A 24,519-nucleotide genomic window follows, 5' to 3' on the forward strand; every position below is an offset into this window, starting at 1 on the left:
TCATGACCGAGCAGCTCGACATCGATCATCTCAGGCAATGGATCGGCCGCAGCGAAGAGGCCACCGACACCGTCACCGCGCAGCTCGTGAAGGGTTTGCGCGCGACGCTGTTCCAGGAGGTCGGTTCGCCCAAGCCGGGCGATGCGGCGCCGTTCACGGTGCATTGGTGCCTGGCGCAGCCGGTGTTTCCGATGTCGATGCTCGGCCCCGACGGCCACCCCACCCGCGGCGGCTTCCTGCCGCCGGTGCCGCTGCCGCGCCGGATGTGGGCCGGCGGCGAGATCGAGTTCCTGCAGCCGCTGCGCGTCGGCGATGAATCGACGCGGAGCTCGCGCATTGCGGACGTGCAGGTGAAGACGGGCTCGACCGGCACGCTGTGCTTCGTCTCGGTCGAGCACAGCATCTCGTCGCCGCGCGGCATCGCCATCCGCGAGCGGCAGGACATCGTCTATCGCGAAATGACGACGACGTCCGCGCCGGCAAAGGCGCCGCCTCCGCCGCCGAAGGCGCAGCATCGCGAGACCCATGTCTCCGACCCCGTGCTGCTGTTTCGATATTCCGCGCTGACCTTCAACGGTCACCGCATCCATTACGACCGCGACTACGTCACCAAGGTCGAGGGCTATCCGGGCCTGATCTTCCACGGGCCGTTGCAGGCGACGTTCATCATCGAGATGGCGGCGAAGCTGCGCGGCGGCAAGGCTCCGAAGAAGTTCACCTATCGCGGCGTGCAGCCGCTGTTCGAGGGCAGCGAGTTCTCCATCAACGCCAACGAGACCGCTGATGGCATGGAGCTGTGGACCGCGAACGCGGAGGGGCAGCCGACGATGAAGGGGACGGCAGTGTGGTGATAGTCTCTCCTCGTCATTGCGAGGAGCGAAGCGACGAAGCAATCCAGACTGTCACCGCGGCGGCATTCTGGATTGCTTCGCTGCGCTCGCAATGACGGCTGGGTTAGCAGCGCCGACCAACATCAGGGAACGGAAACCATGGCGAAGAACGGCAAGACCGGCAGCAAATCCGTCACCGTCAAGCAGGCGACACTCGACCTGCTGCGCTCCTTCGGCATCAGACGCGTGTTCGGCAACCCCGGCTCGACCGAGCTGCCGTTCCTGAGCGACTGGCCCGACGACATCGACTACGTGCTCGCGCTTCAGGAAGCGTCCGCGGTCGGCATGGCCGACGGTTATGCGCAGGCGACGCGCAATGCCGGCTTCGTCAATCTGCATTCGGCCGCCGGCGTCGGCAATGCGCTCGGCAACATCTATACCGCGCATCGCAACCAGACGCCGCTGGTGATCACCGCGGGCCAGCAGGCGCGCTCGATCCTGCCGTTGCAGGCATTCCTGTATGCGGAGCGTGCGTCCGAATTCCCGCGGCCTTATGTGAAGTACAGCGTGGAGCCGGCGCGTCCCGAGGACGTGCCGGCCGCGATCGCGCGCGCCTATTACACCGCGATGCAGCCGCCCTGCGGGCCGACTTTCGTCTCGATCCCGGTCGACGATTGGGCGCATGCGGCAGCTCCCATCGAAGCCCGCAAGGTCAGCCGCGAGATCGGGCCCGAGGCTGACGCGATGAAGGCGCTGGTCACCGCGCTCGGTTCAGCCAAGCACCCTGCCCTCGTCGTCGGCCCCGGTGTCGATCGTGCCGGCGCGGTCGAACTGATGGTGCGCGTGGCCGAGAAGGCCAGGGCCAGCGTCTGGGTCAGCCCGTTTTCGGCGCGCTGCTCGTTCCCGGAACGCCATCCTCAGTTCGCGGGCTTCCTGCATGCCTCGCCGGCGCAATTGTCAGACGCGCTACGCGAGCACGACCTCGTCATCGTGATCGGGGCGCCGGTGTTCACTTTCCACGTCGAAGGCCACGCCGCGATCTTCGACGGCCGTGCGACGCTCTTCCAGATCACGGATGACGCGGATGCCGCAGCGGTGACGCCGGTCGGAACCAGCATCATCGCGACGATGAAGCCGGCGCTCGCGATGCTGCTCGACCTCTTGCCCGAGAGCAAGCGCGCAGCACCGAAGGGGCGAACGCTGCCGGCGGCCCCGCAGGCCGCCGATCCGCTACCGGTCGAATTCCTGCTGCATTCGCTGTCGCAGGCGATGCCGGACGGCGCGTCGCTGGTCGAGGAAATTCCCTCGCACCGGCCGGCGATGCAAAAGTTCATGCCGATGCGCGGCCAGGATAGTTTTTACACCATGGCGAGCGGAGGCCTCGGCTACTCGCTGCCGGCCGCGGTCGGCATGGCACTCGGCAAGCCGAACAGCCGCACGGTGTGCCTGATCGGCGACGGCTCGGCGATGTATTCGATTCAGGCGCTGTGGACCGCCGCGCAGCGCAAGCTGCCGCTCACCATCGTCGTCATCAACAATTCCGGCTACGGCGCGATGCGCTCATTCAGCCAGGTGATGCAGGTGAGGAACGTGCCGGGACTGGAGCTGCCGGGGATCGATTTCGTCCGGCTCGCCGAGGGCATGGGTTGCCATGCGGTGCGGGTGAGCAAGGCAGCCGAGTTGGGCGAAGCGCTCAAGCGCGGGATGGCATTCGAAGGGACCAGCCTGGTCGAGGTGATCGTGGATTCGGCGGTGCCGGTGCTGTACGGGCAGAAGCATTAGGGGCGCACTGCGCTTCATGCCGTCGTCCTGGCGAAAGCCAGGACCCATTACCCCAGGGAGTAGTTTGGCGAAGACTTGTCGCTCGGTACTGCTACCACGGCAAGATCGGTAGACCTCGCGGTATGGGTCCTGGCCTTCGCCAGGACGACACCGGAGGTCATGGCGCGCCTCTTCCCTACGTCCCGAACTCGTCGCGCATCCTGGCCTGGATCTTGGCCATGCCGCCGATCCAGCGGTCGTAATTCTCGGTCTTCTTGCGCATGTAGCCGAGCACCTGCGGGTGCGGCAGGATCAGGAACGTCTCCTGTTCGAGGCCGGCGAGCACGTCCTTGGCGACCTGCTCGGGCGAGAGGTCGCCGTCGCCGGATTGCGGGCCCTTGGGGATCGAACGCAGCATGTTGGTATCGACGCCCTGGGGGCAGAGGATCGAGACACGGATGTTGTGCGCCTTGTGAGAGATCGCGAGATTTTCGGCAAAGCCGACCGCGGCATGTTTGGTGGTGGAGTAAGCCGGACTGCCGACCTGCGACAGCAGTCCCGCGGCCGAGATCGTGTTGAGGAAATAGCCGCCGCCGCGCGCCTTCATGCGCGGGATCAGATGCCGCGCCGCATAGACATGCGCCATGACGTGGATAGCCCAGCTGCGCTGCCAAGGCTCATCCGAGGCGCCGCCGGCATTGACCGACATCGGATCGAAGCCGCCGCCGATGCCGGCATTGGAGCAGAACAATTCGATCGGGCCGAACTGCCGCTCGGTCTCCTCGATGACGTGGGAAATATCCTTTTCCTGCGCGACATCGCATTTGAACGCCGCGCCATCCACCGTGGCTGCGACCGCCCTTGCGTTGTCCGCGTCCATGTCGGCGACGACGACCTTGGCCGCACCGGCCTTGTGAAAGGCTTCGCAGAGCGCCTTGCCGATGCCGTTGGCGCCGCCCGTGACGACCACGACCTTGCCGGTCACCTGCATGCGACGTCTCCTCTTGTCTTATACCGTTTTGGCTTATTCCGCTTCGCGGAGCTTGCTCAGCTCAACACGAGGTCGAGCACCGCGGTATAATGGCACGCCGCGCCGGCCAAGACAAAGCCGTGCCAGATCGCATTCTGGAAGCGCAGCCGCCGCCAGGCATGGAAGATCACGCCAAAGCTGTAGAGCAGTCCACCCGCAAGGATGAAGCCCAGCACCAGCTCGGGCAGCGCCTTGACCACCGAATCGTAGAGCATGATGCCGCTCCAGCCCATCGCGAGGTAGATGCCGACCGCGACGCGGTCGAACCGGCCGGGGTAGAGAAGTTTCAGCACGATGCCGAGGAGTGCCACGCACCAGACGCCGGCGAGCAGCACCAGCGCGAACCCACTGTCCTTCACCTCCAGGATGAACGGCGTGTAGGTCGCCGCGATCAGGAGATAGATCGCCGAATGGTCGAAGCGCCGCAGCAGCCATTTGGCCGGCGAGACCGGCCAGAGATTATAGGTCGCCGACAACACCAGCATCGAGAGCAGGCCGGCGACGTAGATCGAGACGCCGACGATGTCGGTCGCGTCGGCAAAGAGCACCGTCAGCACCACCAGCACGGTCGCGGCAATGATGCCGCAGAGCACGCCGATCGCGTGGATCACGCCGTCTGCGATCAACTCGGCGCGGTCGTAATGCCAGCCGACCGCGTCGGCGGCTGCGTGGACGGAGGAGGATGCGAGCTGTTTCAGTTGGAAGACGGTCATGGCAATCCGCAACGTGAGTTAATACCCTCTTGTATGGGTGTTTCGGGATCGGCGCGTCGTTCAAACGGCTGATTTGCCGAGAAAGACGGTGGAAGTATGAAGCTTGATTTTCCTCAGGCAGTTGCCACTTTTGTGACTAGTCCGTTTTGCGTATCCGCCCTCGCCCGGGATTCCCAACGTTCATATGGCATTTAGTTTCCAGGATATGGTCGAAGAAGCGCGCCTATCGGCGAGGGCGCTGATCGACTATGGCGGGCACTTCTTCAACCCGACGGTGCGGCTCGGGGTCACAGGCCTGTCGCGGGCCGGCAAGACGGTGTTCATCACCGCGCTGATCCATGGTCTGACGCGCGGTGGGCGGTTTCCGGTATTCGAGGCCTATTCATCCGGGCGGATCGCGCGGGCGCATCTGGCGCCGCAGCCGGACGACGCCGTGCCGCGCTTTGCCTATGAGAGCCATCTGCGCGCGCTGATCGAGGAGCGGCGCTGGCCGAGCTCGACTGTCGACATCAGCGAGCTCAGGCTCGTCATCGACTACCAGCGCCAGAACGGCGCCGACCGCACGCTGACGCTCGACATCGTCGACTATCCCGGCGAGTGGCTGCTCGACCTGCCGCTGCTTCAGAAGAGTTTTGAGCAATGGTCGGCCGAAAGTCTCGCCCTGTCGCGCGAGGCGCCGCGCGTCCATCTGGCCGCGGACTGGCACGCGCATCTCGCAACGCTCAAGCCCGAGGCGCGCGAGGACGAGCAGGCGACGCTCACGGCCGCAAAGCTCTTCAGGGGCTATTTGCAAGGCTGCCGCGACGAGCGGTTTGCGATGAGCCTGCTGCCGCCCGGCCGCTTCCTGATGCCGGGCAATCTCGCCGACACACCGGCGCTGACCTTTGCGCCGCTCGACGTTCCCGCCGGCGGCCAGGCGCCGGAGGGATCGCTGTGGGCGATGATGGTGCGCCGGTATGAGGCCTACAAGGACGTCGTGGTGCGGCCGTTCTTCCGGGATCATTTTGCCCGGCTCGATCGCCAGATCGTGCTGGCCGACGCGCTCGCCGCGTTCAACGCCGGCCCCGAAGCGCTGCACGATCTCGAAGCCGCGCTCGCGGGCATTCTCGACTGCTTCAACATCGGCCGCAGCACGATCCTCTCCGGCCTGTTCCGGCCGCGGATCGACCGCGTTCTGTTCGCGGCGACCAAGGCGGATCATCTGCATCATTCCAGCCATGACCGGCTCGAGGCCGTGCTGCGCCGCGCGGTCACCCACGCGGTTGCGCGCGCGGAAACTACCGGCGCGGCGATCGACGTCGTCGCGCTCGCCGCCGTCCGCGCCACGCGCGAGGCGCAGGTCGCGCATGGCCGTGACAAATTGCCGTCGATTTTGGGAACGCCGGCCGCGGGCGAAAGCGCCGGCGGCGAGTTCTTCGACGGCAACACCGAGGTGGCAACCTTTCCGGGCGACCTTCCGCTCGATCCCGAACCCCTCTTCAACGGCACCGATGCGTTCCGAGGGCTGTCGACCGAGGCCGCCGAGAAGAGCGATTTTCGCTTCCTGCGCTTTCGCCCGCCAAAGCTCGAACGCGAGGGGGCTGACCAGCCGGCGCTGCCTCACATCCGCCTCGACCGTGCCTTGCAGTTCCTGATCGGAGACAAATTGTCATGAACGACCGATCAAAGTCACGGCGGCCGGCAACGTTTCGGCTCGACGACCCCGGTGTTGTCGTCACCGAAGCCGATGAGACGGCGCGGCTCGGTCGCACCACCATCCAGATCACGCCGGAGCCCGATCCGGCGAATTTGCCGGTGCCGATCGCAGCGACGCTTCCGGCGCGGCGCGGCTTTCCCTGGGGCGCATTGTTCTGGTCCGGCGTTGCCGGGCTGACGCTGCTCGGGGTCGGACTCGGCGTCGTCCGTCTGATCGAGGATCTGTTTGCGCGCAGCGAAAGCCTCGGCTTCGTCGGACTGGCGCTTGCCTTCATCACCGCGCTTGCGCTCGCGGTGGTGACCGGACGCGAGGCGTTCGGGCTGGCGCGGCTGGCAACGATCGAAAAGCTACATCAGCGCGCGGCCGCTGTTCTTGCCAGCGACGATCGCAAGGAGAGCCGAATCATCGTGCAGGATCTGCTCAAGATCGCACATCAGAACCCGCAGCTCGCGCGCGCCCGTGCCGCACTGGAGAGCCACGCCGGGGAGATCATCGACGGCGCCGACATGATCCGGCTCGCCGAGCGCGAATTGATGTCGCCGCTGGACATCGAGGCGCGGCGGCTGGTGTCGTCAGCCGCGCAGAAGGTCTCGATCGTCACGGCGGTCTCGCCGCGCGCGTTGATCGACGTGTTGTTCGTGTTCGTCGCGTCGCTGCGCCTGATCCGCCAGCTCGCTTTTCTCTATGGCGGCCGCCCCGGCGCACTCGGCATGATCCGCCTGCTCCGCCACGTCATCGCCCATCTCGCCATCACCGGCGGCATGGCCGCGAGCGACAGCCTGGTGCAGCAGATGCTCGGCCACGGCATTGCGGCGAAGCTGTCGCAGCGGCTGGGCGAAGGCATGCTGAATGGCTTGCTGACGGCGCGGCTGGGCCTCGCCGCGATCGACGTCACCCGGCCGCTGCCGTTCGCGGCACTGCCGCCGCCGAAGCTGTCGGATCTCGCCACGGATCTGCTGCGGAAGAAGGAAGAGGAGGAGTAGCGTTCTGTTTGCCGTCCCACGCTTGCGGGGAGACGAAAGCCAGCACGCGCCACTGGAACAGCGGCGAGTTCGTCGGCGGCGACAGCTCCGGCGTCCAGCCTGAGAGCTTCTCCAGCACATAATTGTCCATCACGAGACCGCGCCAGCGGCGTTCGATTTGACCAAGCGACTCGCGCTTGGCGGGGATGTTCTCCCACAGCGATGAGCGGTTGTCCGGCTCGCGTCCGACATAAATGCCGGCGTGGCCCTTGATCCGATCCATGCCGGGATCACGAAAGTCCTGGAAGCGGCCGCGCTCGTTGAGCTCGATCACGGGCACGCGGCCCCTGAACAGCCAGCGCATCATGGCATAGGTGCGATAGTCCGTGGTTGCGATCCAGGTCGCGCCGGTCTCGTCCAATGCGGCCTGTGCGCGCGCGGCGACCTGCTCGTAGCCGGACTCGGCACCGATCGGATCGATCTTGCCGAGCAAATTCCAGGGCGCGGCGACGTAATAGAGGAACACGATGAGGACAAAGGCGATGCCCGAGACCACCGCCGTGTTGGCCCAGAACAGCGACGCCCTGACCATCCGCGCCGATCTTCCTTCGCCCGACAGCATGGTGAGGTTGACAGCGGCGGCGGCGAAACCCACCGGCCACATGAACATCGGCCAAGTGTCGCCGACGCGGAGGGTCAGGGATTTCGCGAGGAAATAGAGAAACGGCACCAGGACCGCGGTCGACAACAAAATCGCGATCGGCTCGCGCGTGCGATTGCCGCGCCACGCCGTCATCACCACCCCCGTCAGCACCACCGGCAGCATGACGAAGCCGACCAGTCCGAATTGCAGGCCGATGTAGTCGCCGAAGGTGCGGAGCGAGATGCCGTAGCTGGTGGTGGCGCGCACGCCTTGGAAGCGGATCGCGGCCCAGTCGTGTTGCACGTTCCAGATCAGGACGGGCGAGAACACGGCGATTGCGGTCAGGATCGCGAGATACGGATAGGGGCTGCGCAGCCAGCGCCAGCGCCAATCCGGCACCAGCAGAAAGGCGGCAACCGCCGGCGCGATCATGATCACGGTGAATTTGGACAGCATCGCCAATCCGGCGAACAAGCCGGCCGCGAGCCACCAGCGGCCGTCGCCGCCCAGCGCAAGCCGCACCAGGCACCACATCATCGCCACCGCAAACGGGATCATGGCGACATCGGGCGCGACCTTGGCCATCAGCAGGCCGTAATAGAGCGCGGCCTCCGGCATCAGCACCGCGAGCACGACGGCGCGCACATCATGGGTGAGGCGGCGGACGATATCGGCGAGCAGGAGCTGCGTCACCAGCATCGCGACGATGCCGCCGAAGCGCACACCGAGCGGGGTGTCGCCGAAGATCGCAGTGCCGAACCGGATCAGCCAGGCGATGCCGGGGGGATGATCCAGGAAGCTGAGCGCCGTCTCCTGCGACCAGGTCCAGTAATAGGCCTCATCCGTACGCAGCTCGATTGCGGAGGCGTACACGATGCGCAGCAGCGTCATCGCAGCAATGATGGCCGCGGCCATGACGAGCGGCCGGCGCGCCGCGCCTACGGGGGGCATCGTGATGTCGGGAGCTGTCGTCACGGCGGCGCTTTTCGCCAACCTGGGAGGGGGAGTCAATGTTGGGGACGGATCGACCTATTCCGCTGTCGCGGTCCCAGCCCCGACGAGGAGACTGTGGGGTGGGCAAAGCGAAGCGTGCCCACCACAAGTGCCGATTGGTGGGCACGGCGCCAAGACGCCTTCGCCCGCCCTAGATTTCGTCACCCTGCCGCGGATGTGATCCCGCAAGCTATCCACCCCCGGAATTAAACGCGACGCTGGCTGTTCTCCTTCATGAACTGATACAACAGAATCATGGCCGCAACCGCATCCTCACGATTTTCCGAGCTTTCCCGCGCCATCAGCGTGCGCCAGGTGCGGCTGGTCTGCGGCGTCATCCTGTTCGCCTATGTGGTCAGCCATTTCCTCAACCATGCGCTCGGCAACATCTCGGTCGATGCCATGGAGATCGGGGTCTACTACCACACGCTGTTCTGGCAGTTCCTGCCGGTTGCGGTCGTGTTCTACACAGCGGCGCTCACGCATATGGGGCTCGGCATCTATGCACTGTATCAGCGCCGGCAGTTCCGCTGGCGGACGGTCGAGCCGCTGCAGCTCGTGCTGGGCTTGAGCATCCCCGCGCTGGTCATGGGGCATGTGATCGGCGTGCGGCTCGGCCAGACGCTGTACGGGCACCAAAAGCTCTATCCGCAGGAACTCTATCTGTTCTTCGTCGCGTCGAACCGTATCTGGACCATGACGATCCTGCTTCTCATTGCCTGGGTGCACGGCTGCATCGGCATCTATTTCTGGCTTCGTCTCAAACCGTTCTTCACGCGCGCGGCGCCCTATCTGCTCGCGGCGGCCGTGCTGATCCCGACGCTGTCGCTGCTGGGTGTCTACCAGGGTGGCCGCAGCGTCGAGGTCGAGGCCGACGACGGGGAATGGCGGACGCATAATCTCACGCGCCGCCAGGTCGGCACGGCTGCCGAGGCCACGACGCTCGACCGCATAACCGGCGGCCTCACCGCCGGTTATCTCGGATTGCTCGCCTTGGCGCTTGCCGCACGCGGCGTGCGGGCCTTGCGCGAACGACGTGGTGGCATGATCGCGCTGTCCTACGGCAACGGCAAGACGGTGCGGGTGCCAAAAGGCCTTTCCGTGCTGGAAGCGAGCCTGCGCCACAATGTGCCGCATGCCAGCGTCTGTGGCGGCCGCGCCCGCTGCTCGACCTGTCGCATCCGCATCATCGGCGATCATGACGCCCTGCCCGAGCCGTCGCAGCGCGAGGCGTTCGTGCTCACCCGCGTCGGCACCAGCGATCCCTCGATCAGGCTGGCCTGCCAGCTGCGGCCGACATCGGATCTCTCCTTCTTCCAGCTCTTCACCGCGCATACCCTGACGGCGAGCACACAGGCCTCGACGCCCGCCAGAATCGGCCAGGAGCGCTATCTCGTCAGCCTGTTCGTAGACATGCGCGGCTCGACGCAGCTGGCCGAGAAGCGGCTGCCGTTCGACACCGTGTTCATCGTCAACCGCTTCCTCGGCGCCGTCTCGCAGGCCGTGATCGAGAATGGCGGCCAGCCGAACCAGTTCGTCGGCGACGGCATGCTGGCGCTGTTCGGACTGAGCGCCGATCCGCAAGAGGCCTGCCGGCAGGCGCTGAAGGCCGCCGCTGGCATCGCCAGGCAAATCGACGATCTGAACGAGCTCCTGAGCCACGATCTGCGTCAGCCGATCCGGTTCGGCATCGGCATCCATGGCGGCGAGGTCATCATCGGCGACATCGGCTATCGCGATCACATCGTGTTCACGGCGCTGGGCGATGCCGTCAACGTCGCGGCCCGCCTCCAGGACATGACCAAGACACTGGCCTGCGAAGCGATCGTCTCGGAGGAAGTCCGCCGCACCGCGGGCCTTGCCGACGATGCGCTGCCGCAGCAGGAGGTCGCGATCCGCGGCCGCGACGAACCGATGGCCGTGCGCGTCGTCGCGGACGCGAGGGAGCTGTCGGCACTCGTCGACCACGGCGAACGCGTCGCGGCGTAACACCGGCTTGCTGCAACGCAACGACATGGGCCTGCTGCGAAAGCACGAATTGACTTCAACTGAGTCGTTGCGACACATGAGTGCGAGATCGCGGTGATGACCGTGATCCACCGAAAAGCTCCGGGAGGAGACCACATGTTCGATCGACGCGACCTGCTCAAAGGAGCGGGCCTTGCCGCTGTTGCGACTGCACTGAACTCGACCAAAGCGCTGGCACTCGACACCGTCGCCCTGCCCTTCGCCAATGGCGAACGACCTTTGGTGAAATATCCGCAGAAGCGGCCGATGATCGGCCTGACCAGCCGCCCGCCGCAGCTCGAGACGCCGTTCGCGGTCTTCAACGACGGCCCGATCACGCCGAATAACGCGTTCTTCGTGCGCTATCACCTGTCCGACCTGCCTTACAGTCTCGACCCCGACAAGTTCACGCTCGAGGTCAAGGGCAAGGTCGACAAGCCGCTCAAGCTGTCGCTGAAGGACATCAGGAAGATGAAGGCGACCGAGATCGTCGCCGTCAACCAGTGCTCCGGCAACAGCCGCGGCTTCCTGGATCCGCGCGTGGCCGGCGGCCAGCTCGCCAACGGCGCGATGGGCAATGCGCGCTGGCGCGGCGTGCCGCTGAAGGCGGTGCTGGCGATGGCGGGTCTGCAGAGCGGCGCCAAGCAGGTCACCTTCAACGGCATGGACGGTCCGGTCAGCGACAAGACGCCCGACTTCGTCAAGGCGCTCGATATCGATCACGCCAGCGACGGCGAGGTGATGCTGGCCTATGGCATGAACGGCGAGGACCTGCCGTTCCTCAACGGCTTTCCGCTGCGCCTGATCGTTCCCGGCTATTTCGGCACCTATTGGGTCAAGCACGTCAACGAGATCACCGTCATCGACAATGTCTATGACGGCTTCTGGATGAAGTCGGCCTATCGCATTCCGGACACGCCGAACAATGCGGTCGAGCCGGGCACCGCACCGAAGGCGACGATCCCGATCAACCGCTTCACCATCCGTTCTTTCATCACCAGCGTCCCCGACGGAGCCAAGCTGAAAGCAGGCGGCACGACGCTACGCGGCATCGCCTTCGACGGCGGCAAGGGTATCAAGGAGGTCGCGGTCTCCACCGACGGCGGCAAGACCTGGACCGGCGCCAAGCTCGGCAAGGACCTTGGCAAATACTCGTTCCGTGAATGGACGCTGCCGGTGAAGCTCGCGGCGGGCTCTCACGAGATCAAGGTGCGCGCCACCGGCAATGGTGGCGAAACCCAGCCGGATACGCCGCGCTGGAATCCGGCGGGTTACTTGCGCAACGTCGTCGAAACCGTCCGCGTCACCGTGGCTTGAGGGGAATGATCATGCAGCGCACCGCTCTTCTCGCCATTTCGCTCGCGCTCGCCGCCGTGGTGGGTTCTGCACTTGCAGCACCGGTCAATTACAAGACCCCCGATGAGGTCGCGGCGTTCAAGCCCGGGCCCAATCTTGAAGTCGTGCAGGGCAATTGCAGCGCCTGCCACTCCGCCGACTACATCAACACGCAGCCGCCGATGAAGGACAAGAAAGGTTTCTGGCAGGCCGAGGTCACCAAGATGATCAAGGTCTATGGCGCGCCGATCGACGATGCCGATGTCGGCAAGATCGTCGATTATCTGGCCGCGACTTATTGACGGATGGCACGCGGCGCGCGGACCAAGTGACCGCGAAACGGGCAAATCCGGCAAAAACGCCGCGAAGTTGAGCGGAATTCGGCGAAAGGCGGATGTGGTTTGAGCTACCAAGCCAGCCACATTCCGCGTATCGTATTAGGACCGAACCGGCCGGTTGGCGGGGACTGGCGGTTCGCGATCTCGGAGGAAGACCCGCGGAGAAGTCGTGATGGCTAAAGGTACGGTCAAGTGGTTCAACCCGACGAAGGGTTATGGATTTATCCAGCCTGCGTCGGGCGGCAAGGATGTGTTCGTGCATATCTCGGCAGTGCAGAAAGCCGGTCTGTCGTCCCTGAACGAAGGACAGACGGTGGAATATGAAGAGATCGCAAACCGAGGCAAAAGCTCCGCAGAGAACCTCAAAGTATAAGCCCGGCGGCTTTCGCTAACTCCCGGATCGATCCGGGAGCCGGGCCAAGAAAATTTCAGAAGACGGTCAGTGCATTCGACGACAGGCGTTGCGATTGCACACGGAGAACTATTTGTCCCGCGAAGATCGCCCGTTCAACGCCACAGCAATGACAATCGCGACAGCACTTCGTTAGTCCACCGGCAATGGTGCGTCGCGCTTGATCTCTTCCATCACCGCATAGGTTCGCGTTTCGCGCACGCCGGGCATCGACAGCAAGGTCTCGCCGAGGAAGCGCCGATACGCGGTCATGTCTGCCAGCCGCGCCTTCACAAGATAGTCGAAGCCGCCGGCAACCATGTGACACTCCAGCACCTCGGGCGCGAGTTTCACCGCGCGGGCAAAACGCTCGAAATTATCAGGCGTGGTCTTGTCGAGCAGCACTTCGACGAACACCAGGAGCCCAAGGCCGAGTCGGTGCGGGTTGAGCCGCGCCCCATAGCCCTCGATAAAGCCCTCTCGCTGCAAACGCTTCAGCCGTTCGCCAATCGAGGTCGGCGACAGCCCAATGCGCTCCGCGAGCTCGACATTGGCGATTCGCCCGTCCTGCTGCAAAATCGAGAGGATCTTCCGGTCTGTTCGATCTAATTCCATACTTTATAAGGCCAAAGGGCTGCGAGGCTTCATTTCCTAAGCCAGATCAGCTAAATTGTCTATCGAGCTAAGGTAACGCCGGCATTATCCTGGATTGGAGCCACAGGACACGTCATGCCGAACATTCCGCCTCCCTTCTCCGCCGCCTACGCGCCCGATGATGCCGAGATCGCCGGGCGCCTTTTGCCGTCTGCGCATCTCGGCGCGCCGCAGGAGGCGCGGATCGATCGCACCGCGACGCGGCTGATCGAAGCCATCCGCAAGCGCGACGACCGGCTTGGTGGCGGTCTTGGCGGGGTCGAGGACATGCTGCGGGAGTTCGCGCTCTCGACCAAGGAAGGCCTCGCTTTGATGGTGCTGGCGGAGGCACTGCTGCGCGTGCCGGACGCGCGCACCGCCGACCAGTTCATCGAGGACAAGCTCGGCGAGGGCGACTTCATCCACCACGAGACCAAATCCACGGCGTTCCTGGTCAACGCCTCGGCCTGGGCGTTGGGCCTCTCGGCGCGGGTGATCCAGCCCGGCGAGACGCCCGACGGCACCATCGGCCGTCTCGTGAAGCGGCTGGGCGCACCGGCCGTGCGCACCGCCACGCGCCAGGCGATGCGGCTGATGGGCAATCATTTCGTGCTGGGGGAGACCATCGCGCAGGCCCTGGAGCGGGCCCGGCCGCGCTCGGGTGAGAGGGCGCGCTATTCCTTCGACATGCTCGGCGAAGGCGCACGCACGGCCACCGACGCCAGGCGCTATTTCGACGCCTATGCCAGTGCCATCGAGACGATCGGCAAGGCGGCCGGCAACCATCCCCTGCCCGACCGGCCCGGCATCTCCGTCAAGCTCTCGGCGCTGCATCCGCGCTTCGAGGCGATCAGCCGCGACCGCGTGATGGCCGAGCTGGTGCCGCAACTGCTGGACCTGGCGCAGCGCGCCAAGGCCCATGATCTCAACTTCACCGTCGATGCCGAGGAAGCCGACCGGCTGGAATTGTCCCTCGACGTGATCGCGGCAACGCTCGCCGATCCCTCGCTTGCCGGTTGGGACGGATTTGGCCTCGCGATTCAGGCTTACCAGAAGCGCGCCAGCGACGTGATCGACTATGTCGATGCGCTCGCCCGCGCGCACGACCGCAAGCTGATGGTGCGGCTGGTCAAGGGCGCCTATTGGGACACCGAAATCAAGCGCGCGCAGGAGCGCGGGCTCGACGGCTATCCCGTGTTCACCCGCAAGGCGATGACGGATCTGAACTACGTCGCCTGCGCTCAAAAGCTGTTGAGTCTGCGGCCACGGATCTTCCCGCAATTCGCCACCCACAACGCGCTGAGCGTGGCGACCGTGCTGGAGCTTGCCGGCGTCAACGGCGGCTTCGAATTTCAGCGCCTGCATGGCATGGGCGAGGCGCTCTACGAGCAGCTCGCCAAGGATCACCCCGAAATCGCCTACCGCACCTACGCCCCGGTCGGCAGCCATCGCGACCTGCTCGCTTATCTGGTGCGGCGATTGTTGGAGAACGGTGCCAATTCCTCCTTCGTGGCACAGGCGTCCGATTACCGCGTGCCGGTTACGGCGCTGTTGCAACGCCCGGCGGATGCCGTCGTCCGGCCGCAGCAGGCGTCCCATCCGAAAATTCCGCTGCCGGGCGATCTGTTCGCGCCGGAACGGCGCAATTCGCGCGGCGTCGAATTCGGCGCGCGCGCCGCGCTCGAGCGGTTGCTGACCGAGGTCAAGGCCGAGACGATCGACTTCAAACCTGTCACTGAGGCAACGCCGGATCAGGCCAATGCGGCAGTGGCTGCAGCGCGCGCCGGCTTTGCCGCCTGGAGCCGGACACCCGCAGCCACGCGCGCGGCGGCGCTGGAGCAGGCAGCGCATCTTCTGGAGAACCGCGCGCCCCATTTTATCGCGCTGCTGCAACACGAGGGCGGCAAGACGCTCGACGATGCGCTGTCGGAGCTGCGCGAGGCCACCGACTTCTGCCGCTATTATGCCGCGCAGGGCCGCAAGCTGTTCGGCAACGATGTGGCGATGCCGGGCCCGACCGGCGAGAGCAACGCGCTTGCCATGCGCGGCCGCGGCGTCTTCGTGGCGATCTCGCCATGGAATTTTCCGCTGGCGATCTTCCTCGGCCAGGTCACGGCGGCGCTGATGGCCGGCAACAGCGTGGTGGCCAAGCCCGCAGAGCAGACCCCGCGCATTGCGGTCGAGGCGGTGCGGCTGCTGCACGAGGCCGGCATCCCCGCAACCGCGCTGCACCTCGTCGCCGGCGACGGCCGCGTCGGCGCCGCGCTGGCCGCGCACCCCGATATCGCCGGAATCGTCTTCACCGGCTCGACCGAGGTCGCGCGCAGCATCAACCGAGCGCTGGCTGCCAAGGACGGGCCGATCGTGCCGCTGATCGCGGAGACCGGCGGCATCAACACCATGATCGCGGATGCGACTGCGTTGCCCGAGCAGGTCGCAGACGATGTCGTCACCTCGGCGTTTCGTTCCGCCGGCCAGCGCTGCTCGGCGCTGCGGCTGCTGTTCGTGCAGGAGGACGTCGCCGACCGCATGATCGAGATGATCGCGGGCGCGGCGCGCGAGTTGAAGATCGGCGATCCAATCGACGTCGCAACTCATATCGGCCCGGTGATCGATGTCGAGGCCAAGCAGCGCCTCGACGCGCACATCGCACAAATGAAGGGAGAGGCGCGGCTGCACTTCGCCGGCACCGCGCCGGAAGGCTGCTTCGTCGCGCCGCATATTTTCGAGCTTGGCGATGCCGGCCAGCTGACCGAGGAGGTGTTCGGCCCGATCCTCCACGTCGTGCGCTACCCTGCCGAAAATCTCGAACGCGTCCTGCAAGCCATCGAGCGCACCGGCTACGGGCTGACGCTCGGCATCCATTCCCGCATCGACGATACCATCGAGGCGATCGTCGACCGCGTCCAGATCGGCAACATCTACGTCAACCGCAACATGATCGGCGCCGTGGTCGGCGTGCAACCGTTCGGCGGCAACGGCCTGTCCGGAACCGGCCCGAAAGCCGGCGGCCCGCACTACCTCGCGCGCTTTGCGACCGAGCAGACCGTGACGATCAACACCGCAGCAGCCGGCGGCAACGCTGCCCTGCTCGCAGGGGATGAGTGAGGCGCGGCGAGGAGCGTTGCATCCCGCCGAAACATCGGTCTAATGCTGCCCGTGACGTGGCCCTCGCCAATTCCAGCGCGCGGGAAACAACACGAGTGAGGGAGCAATCCGCGATGGAAAAGGGCATTTTTGCAGGGCTCAAGGTGCTGGATTGCGCGAGCTTCATCGCAGCACCAGCGGCCGCGACCGTGCTGTCGGATTTCGGCGCCGATGTCGTCAAGATCGAGCCGCCCGGTGCCGGCGATCCCTACCGCAACCTGCCCAACATTCCGGGCTATCCGACCAGCGAGCACAATTTCGCCTGGCTGCTGGAGGCCCGCAACAAGAAGAGCATCGCGCTCGACCTCGCAAAGCCGGAGGCGCAGGCCGTGCTCTACAAGCTCGTGGAAGAGGCCGACGTCTTCATCACCAACATGCCGCCGCCGGTGCGCACCAAGCTCGGCATTACCTACGACCACCTCGCCCATCTCAATCATCGCCTGATCTACGCCTCCTTCACCGGCTATGGCGAAAAGGGCGAAGAGGCCAACAAGCCCGGCTTCGACAGCAACGCCTATTGGGCACGCTCCGGCCTGATGGACCTCGTCCGCGCCGACACCGACACGACGCCGGCCCGCTCGGTCGCCGGCATGGGCGACCATCCCTGCGCCATGGCGTTCTACGGCGCCATCGTCACCGCGCTGTACCAGCGTGAGAAGACCGGCAAGGGCTCGCATGTCGCCTCCAATTTGATGGCAAACGGCGTGTGGGCTGCGAGCGTGCTGGCGCAGGCAAAGCTCTGCGGCGCCAAGTTCGCCGAGCGGCGGCCGCGCGAACGCGCGTTGAACGCGGTCGCCAACCACTATCAGTGCAAGGACGGCCGCTGGCTGATCCTGTCGCTGCTGAGCGAGGAGAAGCAGTTTCCGACGCTGGCCAGGTGTCTCGGCCGCGAAGACCTCATCACCGATCCGCGTTTCGCTACCAAACCCGACCGCCACGCCCGATCCGTCGAGCTGATCAAGATCTTTGACGAGACCTTCGCGACCAGGGATCTCGCCGAATGGCGCAAGATCCTCGACGGCAACGGACTCGTGTTCGGCATCGTCGGCATCCTGGACGACATCCCGAACGACAAGCAGATGCTCGACAACGAGGTTCTGGTGCCGTTCGAGAACGACACCATGCTCACCATCTCCAGCCCGATCTGGATCGACGGCGCCAAGAAAGTGCAGCCGCGCAAGCCGCCCGGCGTCGGCGAGCACAGTGACGAGATTTTGCGCGGCGCGGGATACGACGACGCCGCGATCAAGCAGCTGCGGTCGCAGGGAGCGGTGGGATAGGCAATACGCTGCCACAACCCCGTCATTGCGAGCGCAGCGAAGCAATCCAGAATCCCGCCGCGGACGCATTGCTGGATTGCTTCGCTACGCTCGCAATGACGATGTCGGGAGATCGCGGTATAATAGTCGGCAAAGTAATCGCGAGGTCCCATGCCCAGCTACCGCCTGCACTACTTCCCCGAATCCGGCAACAGCTACAAGCTGGCGCTGATGCTGACGCTTTGCGGCGAGAGGTTCGAGCCGGTCTGGACCGACTTTGCCGGCGGCGTCACGCGCACGCCGGAATGGCGCAAGAGCGTGAACGAGATGGGCGAGATTCCCGTGCTCGAGGTCGACGGTGTGAAGATGACGCAGACCGCGCCTCTCCTGCTCAAGCTTACCGAGCAGTACGGGCGTTTCGGTGCCGAGACCGAGGAGGAAAAGTTCGAGCTGCTGCGCTGGCTGTTCTGGGACAACCACAAGCTCACCGGCTACATGGCGACCTACCGCTTCATGCGCGCCTTCACGCAAAGCAACGATCCGCAGGTGCTGAAACACTTTCGCAGGCGGCTCGAAGACTTCCTCGGCATTCTCGACGGCCATCTCCAGCACAATGAATTCGCGATCGGCACCAGGCCGACCATCGCAGATATCTCGATGATGGCCTATCTGCACTATCCGAGCGACGAGCACGGCTTCGATTTCGCGGAAAGCTATCCCGCCATCCACGCCTGGCTTGGCCGCATGGCGGCACTGCCCAGGTGGAAGCCGGCCTACGAGCTGCTGCCCGGCAAGCGGATGACGAACTACGCGAAGTGAGCGCGCCGACTACTTCAGCGCCAGCCAGCCGAGCGTGAACAGGATTCCACCGATGATGACGACGACCGTGACAGCCCAGGTGCTGACGCGGATGCTGCCGGTGACCTGCTTGGCCTCTTCATTCTGCGCGATCTCGCGATTGCGCTCCTTGTTGGCTTCGCTGGAGTCCGTCATGGGTCATCCAAACCGGTTGTGGGCTTTATCTTGCGCGTGATCTTCGGAAAACCGCTGCACACTTTGCGCTGCGCGGCCCTCCGGGTCCGGATCACGCGCTAACGCGTCTTGATGAAGCACATGCCGATGCGGCGCGAGGCCGCGGCAGCCTGACAGGTCAATCCTTTAGCACAGTTCCATGACGTAAAACTCCGGTCGGCCGATCCCGATCCCGCATTTTCCAGGGAACAATGCGCGCCCCAGCCGTCCTGATATTCGGTCCCGGCCAGCTCAGTGCTGCCGCGGGTCTGCGGCCGGCTGGCAAATCCACGTGAGAAATCAGGACGTTTGCCTGCGGCCATCGCAGTCAGGATGTCGCGGCGGCGGACCTGGTCGCCAAGAAAATGCGGCGAGGCCGGCACGATGGCGGCATTGGACGGCTTGTCCGCAAGCCAGTCGACGCCTGGGAAATGAAAGCCGCCGATGCCGCGGGTCTGGTGGCAGCCGGCGCAGGTGATATCGTTGAGGCGGCGCTGGAAGCCCGCGACCGAGCGGACGTTCGGCATGTCCCCGCGCGCAGCAGCTTGCTTCAGCGCACCAACCACGTCGTTGTCGGAGAAGACCGGCTCGCCTTGTCCCTCTCCGTTGCCCTCCCCTTGCATCATCCCGAACTCCGGCTGCAACGGAGAAGCATCGAGGCCGGCGGGCGTCGGCACGATTGCAGCCTTGGCCAGGAATTTCTCCGGGATCAGCACCGTGCCGCGATCGAAGTCGCGAAGATGGTCGGGCGCAAGAAGCCAATCCCTGAAGTCGCGCCGGAGATCATTGTCGGCGAGAATGCGGTCGCGGTCGATCTGGTTCTCCAGCGTCGATTCCGCGAACGTCTTGGAGGCGGCGTCGTACTTGAACACCTTGAGCAGATAGTCGGAGCGGAAATCGTGCAGCGCCGATTTCGCTGCAACCGAGATCTGAACGTTGGTCTCGATGCGATCGAGCATCGCATCGTAAGGGAAGAAGTCGCTGCCGATCAGCCCCTGCCAGTCGCCATCGCCGAGCCAGCGTCGCGCGACCTCGGCGCAGGTGATCGGCTTGCCGCTCCCGTCCATCTGGCGCGCGTCGCGCGCCTTCATCACCAGATTGAGCGTCATCGGCAGCCGCGTGGCTGTCCTGCCGCCGTCCGGTTTGGTCTCGAAACGCGCAAGACGATAGATCAGCCTGATCTCGCCGCAAGAGTCTTCCGAGACATAGGCCCGGTCCATGCGGTTGACGATGCCGGCCAGCACGAAACGGGTGTCGCGGGATTTCAGATTGGCGCGATCGAACAATTGTACGTCGAAGCCCTCGCCGACGCCGATGGTCTCGGTCGAATATGCCGCCTTCTGCCGCGCGACGTAGCGGTCGATCTCGGCGTCGATTGCGGGGCGAATTTCCTTGAGCTGCGACAGCCACGAAAACATCAGATCGGTCGTCAGCGCAAAGTTCGCGTTCCGCTCCGGCCACAACAGGCGTGAGATCGTGAGCGCATCGTGCTGGTCAAGCTCGCGCAGGAGATCGGGATCGGTGATCGCCGTGCCGCGTGCCAGTTGCGCGTTCTCCGCGGCCAACAACGACACGATGCCGCCGAAAAATACGGCAGCAGCAACGAGAATTCGCAAGGCGCGGCTCATGCCTCAGGTAACACCGCGCAGGGACGACTATTCAAGCAAAAAGGCGCTTCACCTGGTGGTGAAGCGCCTCTTCGAAAGTCGGATGACGAGCGGCTCAGCGCGCGACGATCAGCCCTTTGCTGGTGACGACCACCCAGCGGCCGTCCTGACGGCGGATCGCATCGACACGGCCAACGCCCGGGATGGGGTCACCGGCATAAACCTCGTAGAGCCCACCGCGGCCCTCGACCAGTGCACCACCGTTGGAGACGTCGCGCAGCACCCAGCCTTCGACCGTCGGCAACCGGCCGACCTCGGTCTTGGGTACAGCGGGAGCCGGCGCAGCCGCCGCGGTCGCAACCTGGGCCGGTGCGATCGAGCCGGTGGTCTCACGGGCCGGCACGGCGGCTGCGGCCTGGGCGGGCGCCGCCGGCGGAGTGGCGCGGAGCTTGTCAACAGTCTCGGACAGCTTCGCGATTTTGGCCATCGGCTCGGCCTGGGCCTTCTCGAGCTTGTCGAGACGGTCGTTGGTCCGGTTGAACTGGCCGAGGCCGGTCTTGGAGGTGTGCTCGACATTGGCCTTGAGCGCGACGACATCGGCATCGATCCGGGCGACCGAGGATTCCAGCGCGCTGGTGTCGGCGACCTGTGCCGGCGCGGGGCTTGCGAAGTGCATCATCCCTGCGGTCGCGAGCGCGCCGCTGATGGCGCCGACACTGGCCGCAATCGCCACCACCGCGGCCATGGCCGACAGGCGGCGCTTGCCGCCGGTCTCGCGCGGCTCGTCCGCCTTCACATGCGGCGCAAACTCCTCACCGCCCCAAGACCGCTCCGCGGGTGCCATGACGATGAGCTTGCCGGGCTTTGGCTCGGACCTGGTTTCGGGCTTGGGCTCGGCTTTGGTTTCGAACTTCGGCGTCTCGATCCTCGATGCCTCGATTTTTGGGGGTTCGACCTTGATTGGATCGGGCTTGACCGGATCAGGCTTCGGCGGCGTCTCGTGGTCGGGGGCAATCGAGGGGGCCTCGATGCCGGCAGCAGCCTCGATGGCCTGCGGCACGGTCGCTGCGGCTACGACGACGCCAGTATCCTGGGCGGCCTGCTCGGGCATTGGTTCGCTCACGGCTCAAATACTCCAGTCTCGGTTGACCTTTTGGTAACTTTCATTGCTTGCGAATTCCTTACCTGCGGACCCGCTTACCAAAATTTTAGGAACTCATCCGGGGCCGAATTGGGCCGGGAAAGTGGAACCGGTGTGACGGCGTGCAACAAATCGTCAGCCGATGCTGCCCTGCGGTAGGGCACGCTCCCGCCAGAACAGGCTGTTTGCCCGCCCCTGTTACCCCGCTAACATGACTGCCTGTCAGCCAGAACGGCTGCAGAGGCGCTTGGGGGGTGTCATGACGATCGAGAAGTGCATCAACGAGTTTGGCGTCGACGACATCATCTTCGAGGAAGGCTCGACCGGCCGCGAGCTGTACGTTGTCCTCGACGGGGAGGTCGAGATCGCCAAGTTCAGCGGCGCCAGCAAGACCAGCATCATCAAACTCGGCAAGGGCGAATTCTTCGGCGAGATGGCCGTGATCGACGGCTCCGCACGTTCGGCGACCGCAATCGCGGCGGCGCCGAACACCAAGGTGATGAGGGTCAACCACGCCCGCTTCGTCTATCTCGTCAGCCAGCAGCCGGCGTTTGCGCTGATGGTGATGGACGCGCTGTCGAAACGCCTGCGCGCCGCCAACGCGGTCAGCTACCGGCCAGCCCAATCATGAGCGACGGCAAGCCGACGGCCTTTCCGGTCCTGATGAAGAACGACACCTGCTCGCTGATCCAGGCGGCGGACGACGTCTACCAGATCCGTTTCTCCAATCGCGCCGCCAACGTCTATCTCGTGCGCGGCTCGGCGCGGACCATCCTGATCGATACCGGGCTGTCCTCGAATTATGCGGCGATGGTCGAATGCCTGAACTTCGTCGGCTGCCCGCCGGAGAAGATCGACATGGTGGTGCTCAGCCACGAGCATCTCGACCACATCGGCGCGGCGTGGCACTTCAACGAGCGTCGCACCTTCGTCGCCGCCCATCGCCTCGCCGCCAACAAGATCATGCTGCGCGACGACTTCTCGATGCTGCGGAAGATGTTCAACGAGCCGAACGTGCCTGTTAATATCGACATCTGGCTCGAGGAGGGTAATTTGATCGACCTCGGCAATTTCCGTCTCAACGTGATGCACACGCCCGGCCACACCTCGGCCTGCATCACGCTGTTCGACCAGGACAAGGGGCTGTTGTTCGCCGCCGATACGCTCATGCCCGGCGGCGTGATGGGCGGCGTGTTCGGCTCGGGCAGCATCGCCGACTACATCGAATCGCTGGAGCGGCTGAAGGGGCTGGACTCGAAGATCCTGCTGTCCGGGCACGGGCGCCTGTCGGACACACCGCAGCAAGACGTCCGCATCGCGATTGCTAGGTCGCATGGATTGCTGGACGACACCGCGCAACTGTTCGACGCGCTTGATGCGCGCTCGAACTTCGAGCCGATCATGCAGTCGGTGCGGGATCTGAACAAGCTGGATGATTAGGTGGGCCGGCGGCTGCGTGTGACTCTTTGCGAAAGAAGCACGGCGCTTCAGCATCGTCATTGCGAGCGCAGCGAAGCAATCCAGAGTCCCGCGGAGGAGACAGTCTGGATTGCTTCACTACGCTCGCAATGACGGAGTGTCGGGTTATCAGCCGGGACTACATCACCACCGGCGCATCCGGCAACTCGTTCGCATGCGGGCCGCTTGCCGGAAAGTGCTTTGCCAGCTCCTGAGACACCGCCTCGATCCCGCCGATCACGCCGCGCTCGAATTGCCCTGACCTGAACTCCGCCTCCATCGCGCGGCAGATGCTCTCCCAGCCCTCGGCGCCAACTTTCGCATCGATACCGCGATCGGCGATGATCTCGACATCGCGGTCGGCGAGCAGGAGATAGATCAGGACGCCATTGTTGTGTGCGGTGTCCCAGATGCGCAGCTGCGAGAAGACGTCGAGCGCCCGCTCGCGCGCCGGCTGGTTGCGAAACAGCGGACCGCCATCGAGCGCGCCTTCGACCACGAACCGCACCTGGCCGGAATGCATGGCTTCGCCACGCTTGATCGCCTGCTCGATGCGGTCGAGCACGTCTTTCGGAAACACCTGCTTGGCACGCCAATGATGCTGGAGCAGATGCCGGGTGATGCGCCTGATGCTCATGAACCTACCAGCTCCCCGAAGCACCGCCGCCGCCAAAGCTGCCGCCACCGCCGCTGAAGCCGCCGCTCGACGACGACCCGCTGCTCCAGCCGCCGGATGACGAGCCGCTCGACCACGAGCCGCGACGCGAGGATCCCGTGCCCGATCCCGCCCCAAACAGATCGGCAATAAACGTCAGGACAGCGCCGAGCAAACCGACACCCAGTCCAATGACCGCAGAGCCGATCACGAACCAGGCGATGACACCAACGATCGCTCCGGTTATCCCCGAACCGAACAGCCGCCCGAACATGGAGCGCAGGATGCCGCCGATGACCAGCGGGCCGAACAGCAGAAAGAAAAAAAGCGGCTCGATGTCGTTCCAATCGCCGAAATTCACGCTCCGCGAGGGCGTCGGCAGCGGCTCGCCATCGATGACGCGGATCATGCGATCGACGCCCGCCGTGATACCGCCGGCGAAATCGCCACTCCTGAATTTCGGCGTGATGGCTTCGTCGATGATGCGCCGCGACGTGACGTCGGTGAGCGCGCCCTCGAGGCCGTAACCGACCTCAATGCGGAGGTGCCGGTCGTTCTTGGCCACCACGAGAATGGCGCCGTCATCGATCTTCTTGCGTCCGATCTTCCAGGCCTCAGCAACGCGGATCGCGAACTGCTCAATGGTCTCCGGATCCGTCGTCGGCACGATCAGGACGACGAGCTGGCTGCCTTTGCGGGTCTCGAAGTCCTGCAGCTTTTGCGATAGCGCGGCGATGTCGCCGCTGGAGAGCGTGCCGGTCTGATCGACCACGCGGCCGGTGAGCTGAGGTATGGCGACATCGGCTGAGGCGGGAAGCGCAAGGGTGAACAGGAGCGCGACCGTGATGGCAACACGCCACCACACACTCGCTGTCATCGCCCGGCTCGACCGGGCGATCCAGTATTCCA

At 64.9% G+C, this 24,519-nt stretch carries 22 protein-coding genes; 13 read left to right on the forward strand and 9 right to left on the reverse strand.

The annotated features are described in order from the left end of the window. Window positions 1-2 precede the first annotated feature (2 nt). Both IVB45_RS31200 and mdlC read left to right on the forward strand, forming a co-directional pair. The gene (locus IVB45_RS31200) at window positions 3-851 is read left to right on the forward strand and encodes a MaoC family dehydratase N-terminal domain-containing protein (RefSeq protein WP_247358074.1); all 849 of its coding nucleotides are present in this window, start codon (window positions 3-5) and stop codon (window positions 849-851) included. Between the two features lie 138 nt (window positions 852-989). After that, window positions 990-2,612, forward strand: coding sequence for a benzoylformate decarboxylase (mdlC, locus tag IVB45_RS31205; protein ID WP_247358073.1), 1,623 nt, complete (start codon window positions 990-992; stop codon window positions 2,610-2,612). A gap of 175 nt (window positions 2,613-2,787) precedes the next feature. On the opposite strand, the gene IVB45_RS31210 is transcribed toward mdlC, so the two are convergent. Together IVB45_RS31210 and IVB45_RS31215 are read right to left on the reverse strand one after the other, a co-directional pair. Then, window positions 2,788-3,582 carry an SDR family oxidoreductase gene (locus IVB45_RS31210; RefSeq protein ID WP_247358072.1) on the reverse strand — a complete coding sequence of 265 codons (795 nt, stop codon included), beginning with the start codon at window positions 3,580-3,582 and terminating at the stop codon, window positions 2,788-2,790. A gap of 56 nt (window positions 3,583-3,638) precedes the next feature. Continuing rightward, window positions 3,639-4,334, reverse strand: coding sequence for a hemolysin III family protein (locus tag IVB45_RS31215; RefSeq protein ID WP_247358071.1), 696 nt, complete (start codon window positions 4,332-4,334; stop codon window positions 3,639-3,641). A gap of 184 nt (window positions 4,335-4,518) precedes the next feature. Between IVB45_RS31215 and IVB45_RS31220 the strand changes: the two genes are divergently transcribed. Together IVB45_RS31220 and IVB45_RS31225 are read left to right on the forward strand one after the other, a co-directional pair. Beyond that, window positions 4,519-5,988: a YcjX family protein gene (locus IVB45_RS31220; protein ID WP_247358070.1), complete on the forward strand. Its 1,470-nt coding sequence runs from the start codon at window positions 4,519-4,521 to the stop codon at window positions 5,986-5,988. Continuing rightward, window positions 5,985-7,013, forward strand: coding sequence for a TIGR01620 family protein (locus tag IVB45_RS31225; protein ID WP_247358069.1), 1,029 nt, complete (start codon window positions 5,985-5,987; stop codon window positions 7,011-7,013). Before IVB45_RS31220 ends, IVB45_RS31225 begins: the two co-directional genes overlap by 4 nt. On the opposite strand, the gene IVB45_RS31230 is transcribed toward IVB45_RS31225, so the two are convergent. Next, on the reverse strand, window positions 6,922-8,586 hold the full coding sequence (locus IVB45_RS31230) for a glycosyltransferase family 39 protein (RefSeq protein ID WP_247358125.1): 1,665 nt from the start codon (window positions 8,584-8,586) through the stop codon (window positions 6,922-6,924). The two genes, IVB45_RS31225 and IVB45_RS31230, sit on opposite strands and share 92 nt — an antisense overlap. Window positions 8,587-8,883: 297 nt before the next feature. On the opposite strand from IVB45_RS31230, the gene IVB45_RS31235 reads away from it, so the two are divergent. The 4 genes from IVB45_RS31235 to IVB45_RS31250 all read left to right on the forward strand — a co-directional run bounded on the left by IVB45_RS31235 (window position 8,884) and on the right by IVB45_RS31250 (window position 12,681). Then, window positions 8,884-10,617: an adenylate/guanylate cyclase domain-containing protein gene (locus IVB45_RS31235; protein WP_247358068.1), complete on the forward strand. Its 1,734-nt coding sequence runs from the start codon at window positions 8,884-8,886 to the stop codon at window positions 10,615-10,617. Between the two features lie 135 nt (window positions 10,618-10,752). Next, window positions 10,753-11,952, forward strand: coding sequence for a molybdopterin-dependent oxidoreductase (locus IVB45_RS31240; RefSeq protein ID WP_247358067.1), 1,200 nt, complete (start codon window positions 10,753-10,755; stop codon window positions 11,950-11,952). Between the two features lie 11 nt (window positions 11,953-11,963). Continuing rightward, the gene (locus IVB45_RS31245) at window positions 11,964-12,272 is read left to right on the forward strand and encodes a sulfite:cytochrome C oxidoreductase subunit B (protein WP_027565235.1); all 309 of its coding nucleotides are present in this window, start codon (window positions 11,964-11,966) and stop codon (window positions 12,270-12,272) included. A gap of 208 nt (window positions 12,273-12,480) precedes the next feature. Further along, entirely contained in the window at window positions 12,481-12,681 is a 201-nt protein-coding gene (locus IVB45_RS31250) for a cold shock domain-containing protein (RefSeq protein WP_007596519.1), read from the forward strand. Between the two features lie 171 nt (window positions 12,682-12,852). Here the strand turns inward: IVB45_RS31250 and IVB45_RS31255 are convergent, their stop codons facing one another. Next, window positions 12,853-13,314 (reverse strand): Lrp/AsnC ligand binding domain-containing protein, encoded by a 462-nt coding sequence (locus IVB45_RS31255; protein WP_007596520.1) that lies wholly within the window; start codon window positions 13,312-13,314, stop codon window positions 12,853-12,855. Window positions 13,315-13,428: 114 nt separating this feature from the next. Here IVB45_RS31255 and putA point away from each other — a divergent pair, with 114 nt between their 5' ends. The 3 genes from putA to IVB45_RS31270 all read left to right on the forward strand — a co-directional run bounded on the left by putA (window position 13,429) and on the right by IVB45_RS31270 (window position 18,557). Next, complete coding sequence (gene putA, locus IVB45_RS31260; protein ID WP_247358066.1) at window positions 13,429-16,440, forward strand: bifunctional proline dehydrogenase/L-glutamate gamma-semialdehyde dehydrogenase PutA; 3,012 nt, start codon at window positions 13,429-13,431, stop codon at window positions 16,438-16,440. Between the two features lie 113 nt (window positions 16,441-16,553). Beyond that, the gene (locus tag IVB45_RS31265) at window positions 16,554-17,759 is read left to right on the forward strand and encodes a CoA transferase (protein ID WP_247358065.1); all 1,206 of its coding nucleotides are present in this window, start codon (window positions 16,554-16,556) and stop codon (window positions 17,757-17,759) included. 150 nt (window positions 17,760-17,909) lie between these two features. Then, a complete protein-coding gene (locus IVB45_RS31270) occupies window positions 17,910-18,557 on the forward strand; it encodes a glutathione S-transferase family protein (protein ID WP_247358064.1) in 648 nt (215 codons plus the stop codon). Window positions 18,558-18,566: 9 nt separating this feature from the next. Here the strand turns inward: IVB45_RS31270 and IVB45_RS31275 are convergent, their stop codons facing one another. The 3 genes from IVB45_RS31275 to IVB45_RS31285 form a co-directional block, all read right to left on the reverse strand. Then, window positions 18,567-18,731, reverse strand: coding sequence for a hypothetical protein (locus tag IVB45_RS31275; protein WP_197031092.1), 165 nt, complete (start codon window positions 18,729-18,731; stop codon window positions 18,567-18,569). 98 nt (window positions 18,732-18,829) lie between these two features. After that, window positions 18,830-20,377, reverse strand: a complete 1,548-nt coding sequence (locus tag IVB45_RS31280; protein ID WP_247358063.1) for a hypothetical protein — start codon at window positions 20,375-20,377, stop codon at window positions 18,830-18,832. Window positions 20,378-20,471: 94 nt separating this feature from the next. Continuing rightward, window positions 20,472-21,467 carry a hypothetical protein gene (locus IVB45_RS31285; protein WP_247358124.1) on the reverse strand — a complete coding sequence of 332 codons (996 nt, stop codon included), beginning with the start codon at window positions 21,465-21,467 and terminating at the stop codon, window positions 20,472-20,474. A 289-nt stretch (window positions 21,468-21,756) separates the two neighbouring features. On the opposite strand from IVB45_RS31285, the gene IVB45_RS31290 reads away from it, so the two are divergent. Together IVB45_RS31290 and IVB45_RS31295 are read left to right on the forward strand one after the other, a co-directional pair. Beyond that, window positions 21,757-22,128, forward strand: a complete 372-nt coding sequence (locus IVB45_RS31290) for a Crp/Fnr family transcriptional regulator (protein ID WP_247358062.1) — start codon at window positions 21,757-21,759, stop codon at window positions 22,126-22,128. Then, the gene (locus tag IVB45_RS31295; protein ID WP_247282469.1) at window positions 22,125-22,937 is read left to right on the forward strand and encodes an MBL fold metallo-hydrolase; all 813 of its coding nucleotides are present in this window, start codon (window positions 22,125-22,127) and stop codon (window positions 22,935-22,937) included. Before IVB45_RS31290 ends, IVB45_RS31295 begins: the two co-directional genes overlap by 4 nt. Window positions 22,938-23,094: 157 nt before the next feature. On the opposite strand, the gene IVB45_RS31300 is transcribed toward IVB45_RS31295, so the two are convergent. Beyond that, window positions 23,095-23,592 (reverse strand): TPM domain-containing protein, encoded by a 498-nt coding sequence (locus IVB45_RS31300; protein WP_247358061.1) that lies wholly within the window; start codon window positions 23,590-23,592, stop codon window positions 23,095-23,097. A gap of 4 nt (window positions 23,593-23,596) precedes the next feature. Further along, window positions 23,597-24,487 carry a YgcG family protein gene (locus tag IVB45_RS31305; protein ID WP_247358060.1) on the reverse strand — a complete coding sequence of 297 codons (891 nt, stop codon included), beginning with the start codon at window positions 24,485-24,487 and terminating at the stop codon, window positions 23,597-23,599. Between the last annotated feature and the right edge of the window lie 32 nt (window positions 24,488-24,519).

Origin of the sequence: Bradyrhizobium sp. 4 (genome assembly GCF_023100905.1) — a bacterium.
GTDB lineage: Bacteria > Pseudomonadota > Alphaproteobacteria > Rhizobiales > Xanthobacteraceae > Bradyrhizobium.

Coding starts and splice junctions, on each gene's coding strand:
- IVB45_RS31285 (WP_247358124.1), bottom strand. CDS start 21,467: ATGCCCGAGCAGGCCGCCCAGGATACTGGCGTCGTCGTAGCCGCAGCG.
- putA (WP_247358066.1), top strand. CDS start 13,429: ATGCCGAACATTCCGCCTCCCTTCTCCGCCGCCTACGCGCCCGATGAT.
- IVB45_RS31250 (WP_007596519.1), top strand. CDS start 12,481: ATGGCTAAAGGTACGGTCAAGTGGTTCAACCCGACGAAGGGTTATGGA.
- IVB45_RS31235 (WP_247358068.1), top strand. CDS start 8,884: ATGGCCGCAACCGCATCCTCACGATTTTCCGAGCTTTCCCGCGCCATC.
- IVB45_RS31220 (WP_247358070.1), top strand. CDS start 4,519: ATGGCATTTAGTTTCCAGGATATGGTCGAAGAAGCGCGCCTATCGGCG.
- IVB45_RS31255 (WP_007596520.1), bottom strand. CDS start 13,314: ATGGAATTAGATCGAACAGACCGGAAGATCCTCTCGATTTTGCAGCAG.
- mdlC (WP_247358073.1), top strand. CDS start 990: ATGGCGAAGAACGGCAAGACCGGCAGCAAATCCGTCACCGTCAAGCAG.
- IVB45_RS31305 (WP_247358060.1), bottom strand. CDS start 24,487: ATGACAGCGAGTGTGTGGTGGCGTGTTGCCATCACGGTCGCGCTCCTG.
- IVB45_RS31275 (WP_197031092.1), bottom strand. CDS start 18,731: ATGACGGACTCCAGCGAAGCCAACAAGGAGCGCAATCGCGAGATCGCG.
- IVB45_RS31290 (WP_247358062.1), top strand. CDS start 21,757: ATGACGATCGAGAAGTGCATCAACGAGTTTGGCGTCGACGACATCATC.
- IVB45_RS31265 (WP_247358065.1), top strand. CDS start 16,554: ATGGAAAAGGGCATTTTTGCAGGGCTCAAGGTGCTGGATTGCGCGAGC.
- IVB45_RS31200 (WP_247358074.1), top strand. CDS start 3: ATGACCGAGCAGCTCGACATCGATCATCTCAGGCAATGGATCGGCCGC.
- IVB45_RS31245 (WP_027565235.1), top strand. CDS start 11,964: ATGCAGCGCACCGCTCTTCTCGCCATTTCGCTCGCGCTCGCCGCCGTG.
- IVB45_RS31240 (WP_247358067.1), top strand. CDS start 10,753: ATGTTCGATCGACGCGACCTGCTCAAAGGAGCGGGCCTTGCCGCTGTT.
- IVB45_RS31280 (WP_247358063.1), bottom strand. CDS start 20,377: ATGAGCCGCGCCTTGCGAATTCTCGTTGCTGCTGCCGTATTTTTCGGC.
- IVB45_RS31210 (WP_247358072.1), bottom strand. CDS start 3,582: ATGCAGGTGACCGGCAAGGTCGTGGTCGTCACGGGCGGCGCCAACGGC.
- IVB45_RS31300 (WP_247358061.1), bottom strand. CDS start 23,592: ATGAGCATCAGGCGCATCACCCGGCATCTGCTCCAGCATCATTGGCGT.
- IVB45_RS31270 (WP_247358064.1), top strand. CDS start 17,910: ATGCCCAGCTACCGCCTGCACTACTTCCCCGAATCCGGCAACAGCTAC.
- IVB45_RS31230 (WP_247358125.1), bottom strand. CDS start 8,586: ATGCCCCCCGTAGGCGCGGCGCGCCGGCCGCTCGTCATGGCCGCGGCC.
- IVB45_RS31225 (WP_247358069.1), top strand. CDS start 5,985: ATGAACGACCGATCAAAGTCACGGCGGCCGGCAACGTTTCGGCTCGAC.
- IVB45_RS31295 (WP_247282469.1), top strand. CDS start 22,125: ATGAGCGACGGCAAGCCGACGGCCTTTCCGGTCCTGATGAAGAACGAC.
- IVB45_RS31215 (WP_247358071.1), bottom strand. CDS start 4,334: ATGACCGTCTTCCAACTGAAACAGCTCGCATCCTCCTCCGTCCACGCA.